The organism is Staphylococcus sp. GDY8P131P, assembly GCF_017891975.1.
Lineage (GTDB): Bacteria > Bacillota > Bacilli > Staphylococcales > Staphylococcaceae > Staphylococcus > Staphylococcus nepalensis.
This window is the reverse complement of sequence record NZ_JAESKF010000017.1, coordinates 1-13,010: the sequence shown is the minus strand read 5'-3', so window position 1 is coordinate 13,010 and position 13,010 is coordinate 1. Positions and strand designations below refer to the sequence as shown.

The window sequence follows — 13,010 nt, the reverse complement described above, 5'->3', positions numbered from 1 at the left end:
ATATTATTGTATCAAAAATCAATCGTTGTTCATAAAGTTACTGTGAAAAATGACGGAAATAATATAGTAATGCTATAATAGTTATTAACAATCTTACAAGGAGTGAAGATTTATGTCTGAAACAATTTTTAGCAAAATTATCGATGGTGAAATCCCAAGTTATAAAGTATACGAAGATGAGTTTGTATATGCATTTTTAGACCTTTCTCAAGTAACAAAAGGTCATACGCTACTCGTTCCTAAAAAAATATCTGCTAATATCTTTGAAACAGATAGTGAAACAATGCAACATATCGGTACAGCTTTACCAAAAGTAGCAAATGCTATCAAAAAAGCATTTAATCCGGACGGTTTAAATATCATTCAAAATAATGGTGAATTTGCTGATCAATCCGTGTTCCATTTACACTTCCATTTATTACCAAGATATGAAAATGATATTGATGGTTTTGGATATAAATGGGAAACACATGAAGAAAATATTGACGATGACCAAAAAGTCAAAATCGCTCAAGAAATAGCAGCACAATTTAATTAATTATGCTTATCTGCAATCATAAAGGGTATAATAAAATTAATAATGGCTAAGAAATTTTAGAAATAAGGAGAATTTTTATGAAAACAGCTCAATTATTATTAGGACTTGGTGCTGGTGTTGCAACAGGACTCGGTGTTGCATTAATGAATCGTGAGAAAAAAAATTCAAACCACTCTATAACTCAAGGACCAAAACCTACAGGTGCCGAATCTGAATTCGATAGAGAAATCAATACAATTAAACAAAGCGTTAATGATATCGTAAATTATATCGCTCAAGTCAAATCAGAAAGTACAGAGTTTGGCAGTACGATTGGCGATGAAGTAAAAACAATGATTGGTGACTTTAAGTCTGATATTAATCCTAATATTGAAAAATTACAATCTCATATTGAAAATTTACAAAACCGTGGCGAAGAAATTACAAACGGTTTTGAAAAAGATAAATCATAACTTAAATATATGAGCTACAACCCATTTAAACAATCGGTTTGTAGCTTTTTTATTTAATCGTTGACATGGCTCGTTTACAACTTAGCACCGCCAATTAGCACTCTAAATTTTAACTTTGCTACCCATGTATAAAAATGTAGAACTTATATTTCTAAATATAAAATAATCGATATATATGCACAAGTCTTTCTATATTTAATAACCTAAATTGATATTTTTATAATGTCACTAGCCCTTTAAATATAGATTTAAAATAGCCTTGACGCGTAAACTATTACGTTAGATAATACTGAAGTATATTCAAGTTATTTAAAAAGGAGTATGATTGCGTAATGTATTTATGTACACGCCAAATAGATATCAATGCCCGTTTTGGCATTCCTAGAATTGCTTTTCTTAGTTTTGTTACTACAATTATTACGTTTTTAATTGCGTATGAGATTTTATACTTCTTTTCAGACACAAAATTAACTGATAAACATTTTTTAATATTTTTAATGTTAGTTGTACTTTTATACCCATTACACAAAATAATACATTTATTATTTTTATACCCCTACCGCAAGTCTTTTAAAAAATATAAATTAGTGAAACATAAATCTATACCTTTTTATAATGTTTATATAAACACACCAGTCAACAAATATTATTTTTGTTTTGGCCTCATCACACCTGCCTTATTTATTACAACTTTATGCGCTTATTTTAGTATGTTAATTCCACAATATGGGCACTACTTGATGTTTTTAATTGCCCTAAATTTAGGATATTCCGTTTTGGATTTTCTTTATTTGAAAATCATACTATTTTCAAATGAAGGGGCTTACGTAGAAGAACATCAAACAGGTATCAACATCTTAAATAAAGTTACACCGCAATATAATAATCGTCTTAAACGAGGTTGAGGTACGTACCACTAACGCCCAACCTCGTGTTTTGATATGAGCGCCAAATATTAAAATTAAATATGATACTTGTATCAATTACTCACTCTTAACAATTTCAATTTAGATAAAGCATAGTCCTATTTAAATCATTTATATTTGTATTTTTAACCTTTTCTTCTATACAAATAATGTAAAGCCTCATTTGGTTACAACTAAAGTCCCATATATTAGGTTTCTAATTGGTGAAAACAATATTATATGTTATATTTACGTTGTTATTCTTACAAAAGGAGTTCCCAATAATGAAAACATTCAAAAAAGTTATAATTCCTGTTACAGCTAGTGCGTTATTATTAGGTGCTTGTGGTAATAGTGCTACAGATTCAAAAGAAGATACAATCATCTCATCAAAGGCTGGTGACGTGAAAGTTGAAGATGTCATGAATAAGATGGGTGACGAACAAATAGCTAATTCATCTTTTTCTATATTACTTAATAAATTGTTAGCAGATAAGTATAAAGATAAAGTCGATACAAAAGACATTGATAAAGAAGTCGAAAAAGAACAAAAACAATATGGTGGCAAAGACCAATTTGAAAGTATGTTAAAACAACAAAAAATGTCTCTAAGTGACTATAAAGAACAAAAAAAATTACAAGCTTACCAAAAAGCTTTATTAAATGATAAAGTGAATATTTCTGATAAAGAGATCAAAGAAGATACTAAAAAAGGATCTCATATTTTAATTAAAGTCAAAGAAAATAAAGACGATAAAGAAGGGTTATCAGACAAAGATGCTAAAGCAAAAGCTGAAAAACTTCAAAAACAAGTATCCGAAAATCCTGATAAATTTGGAGAAATCGCTAAAAAAGAATCTATGGACAAATCTTCTGCTAAAAAAGATGGTAGTTTAGGATATGTAATCAAAGGACAAATGGAAGAAAAATTTGAAAAAGCGCTCTTTAAACTTAAAGAAGGCGACGTTTCTAAAGTAGTGAAAACAGATTACGGTTATCATGTTATCAAAGCAGATAAAGAAGACGATTTTGATGAAGAAAAAGGTAAACTCAAATCACAATTAATTCAACAAAAAGTACAAAAAGACCCTAAACTTTTAACAGATGCTTATAAAGAATTATTAGATGAATATAAAGTAGACTATAAAGATAGAGATATTAAAAAAGCAATTGAAGATTCAATTCTAGATCCAGAAAAAATTAAGCAACAGCAACAACAACAGCAGCAACAACAAGCTATGCAACAAGGTGGCGCTGGCATGTCCGTTGGACAATAAAATATACAAACAAGGCGTTGATGCTATCAGTGTCTACGCTCAACATAAAAATGCACTTTCATTTCAAAAATGAAAGTGCATTTTTATATTTAAACTTCTTAATTTTAAACGTGCATGCTTGTCTAGAAGTATATGGTCTAGTCTTATAGATCCTCTCATACTAACTTCTTAAACATTTGTATATTGAAGCCATAAGTTCAATTTCTTTAAGAAATGACTTCACAACTTATTGAGATAGTAATGCTTATATCTGGTGTTAGTTTGTCATTCAAATTGACACTAGAAGCCATTTTATATGATTCTACCCAATCGCTATTTTCTAATAGAAAAATGTATGGTTTTACTTTGTTTACATAAAACCATACGTTTTATAAAATATCTGAGACACTTATTTCACAAACACTTATATACTGTATTAAGTTTCTTGTGTTCTAATCCAAAGAAGTTGGATTGTAAAATTGTCTACCTTCTAGCCCAAAGATACGCTCAGTGAATTGCCCTTTAGGTGTTTTCTTATAAGCTTTTTCAAACATATTCATTTTAGCATCAATGTTATCAATAAAGAATAATATTTCAGCTTCTTTCATATGAGGTAGCTTCGGTGATCCAAATTCCATTTTACCATGATGAGCTAATATCATATGTCGCAGTAACAATACTTCTTCGCCGTTTATATCTAACTCTCTAGCTGCGTCTGCTACTTCATCACTAGCAATTGATATATGACCAAGTAAATTACCTTCTACTGTATATGTTGTCGCTACTGGCCCACTCAATTCTTTAACTTTACCCAAATCATGTAAAATAATTGAACTATATAATAAGCTACGATTTAGAAGAGGATATATGTCACAAATAGATTTTGCAACACGCAACATAGTTAATACATGGTAGCTTAAACCACTTGAAAAGTTATGGTGATGTGAACTTGCTGCTGGAAATGTGAAGAATTCACTTTGGTATTTACGTAACAAATGACGCGTTATACGTTGTAAATTAGCATTTTCAATTTCTAACATATAATGCGATATTTCTTCTTTAATCTCATCTGGCGTTAATGGCGCACCATCAACAAAATCGTGTATTTTTAAGTCCTCTTCTTCTGAAGCTAACTTAATTTTATTTATTTTCATTTGTTTGCGTCCACGATAATTTATGACATCACCAATAACATGCACAATTTTTTCTGGTTCTAAAACACGCATATCTTCTTTAGTTGCTGTCCATAATTTTGCTTCAATATCCCCACTTTTATCTTGTAAATATATGGTCATATAATCTTTTCCTTGGGCTGTCACGCCTTGTGTCGCCTTATGAATCAAGAAATAGTGATCAACTGAATCTCCAGGGTTTAATTTTTCTACATTTCTCATTATTTACCGCCTTCCTCGAGTTTATTCAATGTAATAATTTGTTTTGAAGGCACACTTGTATCTTTCACACATGTAAAGAATAAAATTTGATAACTTTTTGGCATTTGTCTTAAATAGTTCATCATTGTTTCTTTTCTAGATTTGTCAAAATGTACAAAGGCATCATCTATAATTATTGGGAATGGATAATAAGGTTTTAAGGTTTTAATTAAACTTAAACGCAATGCGATATATAGTATTTCTTTAGTAGATTGACTTAATTCGATTGGTTCATACATTTGGCCGTTTACCTGTTTTACCATTAAATTTTCATTCGCATATGTGACTTGTACATAATTTCTATTTGTTAAATGTGCAAAGATCTCTGTCGCTTCATTTATTACTTGTGGTAAACGTTTATCTTTAATTTGTTTAATGTGACCATTCACTAAAGATTGTAAGTAGCTAAGACTTGCCCAATCTTTCGCTTCATCATTCACTTTATTTTTAAGAATATAGAACTTATGACGTAAATCCGCTAATGTTTTATCTGTTTCCATATCCGTAATTTTAGCATTTAAATCACTAACTTCCGCCTGCATTTCTAAATATTGGTCATTATAATCATTGACTTGAGTTTCTAATACTTCGTCTTCATCAGATAATTGAGCAAATGTTTTTTGGCTCAATCTAGAACTTACATCGTAATTGTAATTTTGGTTTTCTAGATATTTCGTCAAATCATTAAAACGATTTAATCGTTGATGATATGCTTGATATTGAGCATGATGATTATAATAAGATTCTTCATCATATGCATTTACAAAATCAAATAATTGTGTGATAACCTTATTATTTTCATTTAAGCGATGATTCAGCTGAGTTAATTCGCTCTCTAGTAAATCAATTTGCTCTTTATTTCTATTCCATTTCTCTAAATTATTAGTTTCTTCTTTCAACCATTGATTTATATCATGGAATAAAGATAATTCATTAAAATAAGTAAATTGATTTTGAGTCACTTCTTTTGCATGCGCATAAAATGCATCTAAATCTTGTTGTAATTGGTATTTTTGTTCAATAAGTTCCGCAATATGATTGGCGTAATCTTTTATTTTATTCATCGTTGCAATACTATCAATGATAAGTTCATCTGAGATTTTATCCGAGAGGTATAAATCAGATTTAACCTGATTGATTGCATTTTGTGCGTTTGAATATTGTTTTTGTGCTTGTTCTAAAGTAGCAGTTAAATAGTCCGATTTTTTGGCTAAAGCCTCTTTCGTTTTAATTGAACTATGAAATTGTTCACGTATTCTATGTTGATCATCTAGGTCAAAATCCAAATCATACTTTGCTTCTAAATCATTAATTTGATGTTGTAAATCTTCGATTTCATTTGAGAACGTTTCACTGTGCCCTATTTCTTTAGATTTAACCAGGAATATACCAATAATAAACACAACGGATAATACTGCAAACACAATACCAAAAATGAGATTAGCTGAAATAAATGAAAATATGGTTAATCCAATACCAATAACTGTCAACATAATTAATGCCAAACGGAACATATTTTGTTTCTGTTCATTTTCTTGTTGTTCTTTATCAAATGCTTCTTTCATTTTTTGATAAAGATTATTTTTCTCCTGTAATTCGAAAACACGGTTATTATATTGCTTTTTCTTTTCATAATTTTCATCAGAAACTATATCTGTTTCTAAAGCATCCATCTCTGCTTGGTTTGTTTCTTTATCGATTTTATTTTCTTCAATATTACGCTCTAATTGTTGAATGAATGCTGTTTGTTCTTGTTTATGCTTAATTTGGTTACTAACATGACTTTTCATCGCTTCTGAACTATCTACTTCATGATGCACCTCTTGCCAACCAATATTAGATTTCAAACCTGTTTGTTCGCGTTCTTTATCTTGAATTTCTTTTTTAATAGATTTCAATTCATATTCTTTTTGCTTAATTTCATTTTCTTGCTGATATATATGATTAAAGGCATCCAAATCATTTTGTTTAGGCACATTAATTTTTTCATTTTCGTCTTTTAAATGTGTTAACCTTTCTTCTCTTAAACCGATATCTCTTTTTAAATTTTGTGTTTGAATTTTAGCAGATTCATATCGATCAATACCTTGTTCAGGAAACACAATTGGTTCAATATTCAACTGTTTCTCTAGTGCCTTCCACTCTTGTGTTTGCTCGTGTAAGGCTAATTCCTTTTGTTTGCGGTCATGCATCTTTGATAATTGGTTTAAATTTTGTTTTATATTTTCTAAGCGTCTATCAGCTTTATCTTTATCATCTACGAGACGTTTATATGTTGATAATTTTTCTTCTTCTTCACGAATTTGACGCTCCAAAGATTTCAATTCTTCTAATTGTTGATTAATAATCGGATTACGACCATTTTTCTTATACAACAATTCTTTTTTATCGCTCAAAATTTCACGCATACTGGTAAATTCTGTAGACCCTAAAGCACCAGCTTGTAATAAGTAATTTTGTAATTGTTTTTCATCCATATTTTTATGGATATCTTGAAGGCCTAATACATCAAATGAAAATATACCTTGGTATGTACGTTTAGAAATAAAATTCAATGCTTTTTTCAACCAGTGTTCATCTTTGATAGCGCCATTTGGCAGATAAACTTTTACATCCCCAGTCGCTGTACCTTTTACACGTTCAACCTCAACTAATGAACCATCCTCTTGAATTAACGTAAGCTTGCCACCATATTGATTACCTAAGCGCGGCTCTAATCTCGGTTCATTTTCTTTTTTTGTTGGAAAACCAAACAGGATGGAATGTATAAATGCTTGAATAGTAGATTTACCTGATTCATTTTCTCCATAAATTTCAGTAAAATACTCATCAAATTCAATGGTTCTTTGAATAAATCTACCATAACCATAAATCTCTAATGATTTAATCTTCACATTATTCACCCCTCATATCTGACTTTAATAACAGTTCAGCGCGCGATATTAATTCACGGCGATCAAAGTTATCATAATTTTCTAGGTATTTTGAAGCTTTTGGATTGAGATACAAATCATTCATAGCCGCTTCATAAACAGCATGGTCATCAATTAAATCAGGTGAAAATTCCTTTACAAGCGTTGTTTTATTATCATCTTTATTTTTTATCTTTAAATCTTCTATAAATACAAAATGGTGTTCGTTTTCTTCGTAATCACTAATCATTTCTTGTACTTGTAATTTATCTTGATCTGAAATAATTTCATCTGAATTCACATTTACCACTAATTGATAAATCGCTTTGCCTTTTGTTCTAACTTGTGATTTAAAATCTTGTATGGCATCAAACAAACCTTGCTTCGTAGTCATATCAGTATCTATTTCAGCTTTTTCAAAACGAATAAATTGTGTTGATACAAATTGAGCATTGAGATTTAAATCGTCTCCCTCCACTAAAAGACAACCTTTTTCTCCAGTTTCTTTAAAATGACGGCCTTGTATATTACCAGGATAATGGATTGGAGGCATATCACTTAATTGCTGGCGTTCATGTATATGGCCGAGTGCCCAATAGTGATAGAGTTTATTGTTTAAATCTTCTAATCTAAATTCAGTATAACGATTATTTGTATTCGTTTTACTATATGTGCCATGTAATATTCCAATATGAATACCTTTTTGACCTTGACTTGAAGGGTAAGCATCTAATTTATTTTCATAACTAGCTTCATTTTGATAGCTAAACCCATGTAAATAAATTTCTTCGCCATTTTTAGTAATCGTTTGATAAGTTTCCACATTTTCGGAAAATATCGAAACATTCTCCGGCCATTCAGTACCTATGGATGAGGAAAGTGGATCATGATTACCATGACATACATAAACAAAGATTTGCTCTTTAGCTAACCGGTTAAATTGTTCTTTCAGGAATACTTCTGCACGTAGCGTTCTGTTATGGTGATCAAACAAATCACCAGCAATAACTATAAAATCTACTTCTTCGTTTAATGCTAAATCCACTATTTTTTTAAAACTTTCGTAAGCACTTTTTTGCATATCTTCAAATATTGATTGACTTAAATAGCTTCTTGATTTAAATGGACTATCTAAATGTAAATCTGCACAATGAATAAATTTAACCATACATTAAAGTTCTCCTTTATTTAAAGGTTTTATTATAAAATGCATGTAAGACTATGTATTAATTTTGAGATAACAAACTCATGATTAAAAATCTATGCATGCCAATATCTTGTATCTTTATATTTTACCACAGAGTCTATTGCACAGTCGATAAAACGAAAGAGGCTGAGGCACAAATATATGCCTCAGCCTTGAATATATTATTGGCAAAAGTTAGTTGAATTGAAATCACACTTAATCAAGCTTGTTTCAATGCTTATCTATCGTTAATGCCAGAAGCAGAACAACAAAATCTATAAAATATGAGTATTTCTGTCCCACGCCCAAATTAATTTTCTGATTAAAAAATATTAATCAGCGTAGATTTCATCTAAAGGTTTAACAATAATTTGGTTGATTTCTTGGAATACTTGGCTCATATTTTGCTCAGCGGCCATTAATTCTGAAATATTAGAATCGTTTTCGATTTTTTGAGCCTGTTCTTGTGCTTTTTGTAGCTCTTCTTCACCGATTTCTTCACCTTGCATTTGTTTTTGTTGGAAATTTAATTGTGTTTCACGGAACTCATCAAATAAATCCTTTGATTCTTGATTTTCTTTAACTTTTGCGTAAGCATTTTGGATAGCTTGGTATTCATCACTTTCTCTTAATGCTTGCTCTAATTGGTTTGCATGATCGTATAAATTTACTGCCACTGTGCTTCACTCCTTTATTTGTATATGTGTTATAACCACATCGATATTACAATAACATAATTTAATATGTTATACAAAAATTGCAATTACCCCTTGAAGTAAACCGATAATACCACCTAATAAAAATCCTAATAGCATAATTAATTTTAATTCTTTGTTAGCGATATCAATAATTAACCTTTCGATGTAAGCTAAATCAAATGAATTGATTTGTTCTTCTACCATTTGTCTAAGATTAATTTTTTTCATAATTGGAGAAATATATTTAGAACCTTTTTCAATAATAAGGTCTGTAAGCGTTTGTGAAACTTTTTTCTCTAAAAATACAATAAAATCAGGCATTAAATGATGAAGGGGTTGGTTCACTTTACTATTTATGTTTGCATAACTAATCACTAAGTCAACGACTGTTGACTTAAATGAATTAAATTGTTCTTCATTTACTATTTCAGTTAACTTTTTTGTTTTAAAAGTTTCATATTCATTGTCAATAATCTGCTTTGCAATTGCTTTTGCTTTAGGATGATTTGTGAGCCTAATCAACTCGTGTTGTATACGATCTGCGATGCTTTCTTTCGTCATAAACATTTGTAATAATCCAACAATTTTTCCCTTTTCATTAAAAAAAGTATCTAGCATTGATGATATATCTGAAGCACCTTTTTCAGATTTTAAGTAAATGCGTGCACGTTCAAATAGTAAATCGGGTACAAGTTCTATTTTTTGGTCCATGTTTAATTCGATATCATCGGGAATTATTTGTTTAATTGGTGTTTCCTTATGGTCATTATAGTATTGATTTAATTGATTAGATATAACTGTGTCCATCTGGCTATTCGTTAATTGAGCTGCATCAATATCAAAATGCTTAGCTAATGATTGGATTGTTACGCCATCATATTTTAATTTGTGTATTTGTTTTAAAAATAATTCTTCGATAGCTTCTCTTGATTTCGGTGCGTTTAATTTTGACTTAATTAATGTTTCAGTTAATAAATGTTCTTCAATAACTTGACCTATTTTATCAGCTATTTCTCCCCTTCTCTTGGGTATTAACCCAGGCGTAAAAGGTACACGTTTATTAAATATATAATACGTTTTAAATGGATGGAATAGCATCCTTACCGCAATCATATTGGTAACTCCACCTATCAATGCGCCAATAATCATCATAAATATAATTATTAAAAAAGCGTGCATAGTTCATTCTCCTTCATATACAATTAGTTTAAAAACTGAAGGTAATTATATATCAGTCATTTTTATATTGTATAACATAAATAGTACATATGTGTAGCATATGCGTTAATTTCTCAAATGAAATTTTATTGTCCATAACCATTTATTTCATTAAAACACTAAGTTATAGTTCCATTTTGTTTATATTAAATTTAAAAATAAAAAAGAGCGATTTAGAAATCAAAAATTTTATTGATCCCAATTTATCGCTCTGGCGTTGCTGTATATTTTTTAAACTTGGTACGAAGCAATTTAGTGAACAGTTGTTGATTTCCCGAGTGGGACAAAGCACCACTTTGAAAATTTTTTATTTCATCTCATTATGAATGACTATAAAAAGGATATAAACGTTAAAACGCTTGTATAAGCACTATATCAGCCTTTATAAACGAAGACATCGTTTATAAAAACTTAAAATAAGTGGGTAATATCTCTAGTTCCCTACTGTAAATATAATAAATAATTCTAAAATCAATTGATGTACCAGTTTTTATCAATTTTAGTGACTAAACCATTCATATACAATTAAACCATGTTACATAATTATATAAATAATGATTCTCCTATCACAAAATAGATTCACTTATACGTGCATTAATTCTTCTTTAGATACTCTACCGAAATATGTCTCCGCTTCTCTTAATTTAGAAGTTCCAAATATAGGTTGAGTTTCTTGGTTTAGCACACGGTAGATATCACTTACTTTATTACTTTGTAAAATATATCCGTTACGAGTATCAACTGTACTCCAGTAAATATCACTCGTTGTAGAATGGTTAGGGTATGCACAATGATTACGGGAAATTGTTTGAACCATTTCTAATGGATCGCATCCAAAAGTACTATTTAGTACATCTGAATCTCTAAACAATGCACAAATTGACACGCATGTTGTCCAGTTTGGCAATACTCTCTCTTTTTCAATTTGTACTAATGTCTTTTTTGAAAGACCGATTGTCTGTGCCATTGTATCTTGCGTGTAACCCGCTTCAATACGCACCATTTTAAATTTTGTTTGAATTAAATCTGTAAAACTTTGTCTATCCATTACTTTAATCTACCTTTCATAAAAGAATATTTTATCCGGACACAAGAAATTGCAATAATACACGCTTCTTGAAACACAAATTACATCTTAATACAATTCTCAAAAAAATAAAAGAGTGAAATGATATTTTCATTGTTTTTTGTTATTTGCGCAATTATCAAAATAATCAATCTTATATCCTATAATAAATTTAAACACTTATATCACTTTAGTTGTAAGCGCATAATAAGTAGGAAATGTGATTATATTTTTTACTTATTACCCTTTTGATATAAAAACACTATTTACAATTATATCTTATTTTTCTCTTTTTAGCATATACTTTGTCTTGAAAATTTTCTTTAACAAAATTCATTTACATTATTCAGAATTTTCATTATAATCTGGGTTACTTAAAAAATCGAGGTGCTTAAAGATGACAGATAAATATATACTACTCGCAACCTGTTCAGATAAAGTGGGCATTACTGCATTAATTACAGATGTAATTGCTCAACACCAATCTAATATTTTGCATTTAGATCACTTTACAGAATATGATGATTCACAGAATGCTGAAGGTCAATTATATTTGAGATTAGAATTTGAAAAAATAGAATCATTAAAAGATGATTTAGAAAACACTTTAACTAAACATCAAATAAATTATAATTTATTTGATAACCAACATAAAACAAAAATTGGCCTTTTCGTTTCAAAGGAAGATCATGCCTTTAATGAAATACTATTGAGGGTCAATAGGAATGAGCTACCAGCAGAAATTGTTTGTGTGGTTAGTAATCACGAAAATAACAGACAATTTGCAGAGACATTAAATATACCTTTTTATTACGTACCAAACACTGAAGACAAAGAGGTTGTAGAAAATAAGATATTAAAAATTTGTTCTGAAAATCATGTAGAACTTATTGTATTAGCAAAATATATGCAGATTCTATCCGATCATTTTGTCAATCATTATCCAAATCAGATTATTAATATACACCATTCTTTCTTGCCTTCATTTATAGGCGCAAATCCTTATAAACAAGCATGGCATCGCGGTGTTAAACTTGTAGGCGCAACAAGTCATTATGTCACTTCTGATTTAGATGAAGGCCCTATTATTGACCAAGATGTAATACGTATTAATCATCGCTATAACGTACAAGATTTAAGAAAAATTGGCCGTCATGTTGAATCTAGCGTATTAGCACAAGCTGTAGAATATCATGTATTACACAAGGTCATCGTAACAGCAAATCATAAGACGGTTGTTTTCACTTAATCATTTAACGCTGTTAGATATAAATCAATGCCTTTCATAATCAAGAAAGAGATGCTGAATTGATGGATCCCAAAAATGGCTCTATACTAAACAGGAC

General features: G+C 29.7%; 11 protein-coding genes. 5 read left to right on the top strand and 6 right to left on the bottom strand.

The genetic code is table 11. From position 1 onward, the window contains the following. The first annotated feature begins 112 nt into the window (after positions 1–112). The 4 genes from KA894_RS11495 to prsA all read left to right on the top strand — a co-directional run bounded on the left by KA894_RS11495 (position 113) and on the right by prsA (position 3,172). Complete coding sequence (locus KA894_RS11495) at positions 113–538, top strand: HIT family protein (protein ID WP_115342087.1); 426 nt, start codon at positions 113–115, stop codon at positions 536–538. 77 nt (positions 539–615) lie between these two features. Continuing rightward, positions 616–990, top strand: a complete 375-nt coding sequence (locus KA894_RS11490; protein ID WP_096809022.1) for a YtxH domain-containing protein — start codon at positions 616–618, stop codon at positions 988–990. 332 nt (positions 991–1,322) lie between these two features. Then, complete coding sequence (locus KA894_RS11485; protein WP_096823778.1) at positions 1,323–1,895, top strand: DUF3267 domain-containing protein; 573 nt, start codon at positions 1,323–1,325, stop codon at positions 1,893–1,895. Positions 1,896–2,179: 284 nt separating this feature from the next. Further along, a complete protein-coding gene (prsA, locus tag KA894_RS11480) occupies positions 2,180–3,172 on the top strand; it encodes a peptidylprolyl isomerase PrsA (RefSeq protein ID WP_096809018.1) in 993 nt (330 codons plus the stop codon). Between the two features lie 431 nt (positions 3,173–3,603). On the opposite strand, the gene yhaM is transcribed toward prsA, so the two are convergent. The 6 genes from yhaM to xdrA form a co-directional block, all read right to left on the bottom strand. Continuing rightward, a complete protein-coding gene (gene yhaM, locus KA894_RS11475) occupies positions 3,604–4,545 on the bottom strand; it encodes a 3'-5' exoribonuclease YhaM (RefSeq protein WP_096809016.1) in 942 nt (313 codons plus the stop codon). Further along, positions 4,545–7,478, bottom strand: a complete 2,934-nt coding sequence (locus KA894_RS11470) for an ATP-binding protein (protein WP_107644487.1) — start codon at positions 7,476–7,478, stop codon at positions 4,545–4,547. Before KA894_RS11470 ends, yhaM begins: the two co-directional genes overlap by 1 nt. A gap of 1 nt (position 7,479) precedes the next feature. Next, positions 7,480–8,664, bottom strand: coding sequence for a metallophosphoesterase family protein (locus tag KA894_RS11465; RefSeq protein ID WP_207606657.1), 1,185 nt, complete (start codon positions 8,662–8,664; stop codon positions 7,480–7,482). A gap of 350 nt (positions 8,665–9,014) precedes the next feature. Next, the gene (locus KA894_RS11460) at positions 9,015–9,359 is read right to left on the bottom strand and encodes a YlbF/YmcA family competence regulator (RefSeq protein WP_017723169.1); all 345 of its coding nucleotides are present in this window, start codon (positions 9,357–9,359) and stop codon (positions 9,015–9,017) included. A gap of 69 nt (positions 9,360–9,428) precedes the next feature. Beyond that, positions 9,429–10,559 (bottom strand): DUF445 domain-containing protein, encoded by a 1,131-nt coding sequence (locus tag KA894_RS11455; RefSeq protein WP_119488222.1) that lies wholly within the window; start codon positions 10,557–10,559, stop codon positions 9,429–9,431. A gap of 622 nt (positions 10,560–11,181) precedes the next feature. Continuing rightward, positions 11,182–11,646 carry an XRE family transcriptional regulator XdrA gene (xdrA, locus tag KA894_RS11450; protein ID WP_096809009.1) on the bottom strand — a complete coding sequence of 155 codons (465 nt, stop codon included), beginning with the start codon at positions 11,644–11,646 and terminating at the stop codon, positions 11,182–11,184. 415 nt (positions 11,647–12,061) lie between these two features. Here xdrA and purU point away from each other — a divergent pair, with 415 nt between their 5' ends. Next, positions 12,062–12,913 (top strand): formyltetrahydrofolate deformylase, encoded by an 852-nt coding sequence (purU, locus tag KA894_RS11445; RefSeq protein ID WP_096809007.1) that lies wholly within the window; start codon positions 12,062–12,064, stop codon positions 12,911–12,913. Positions 12,914–13,010: the final 97 nt, after the last annotated feature.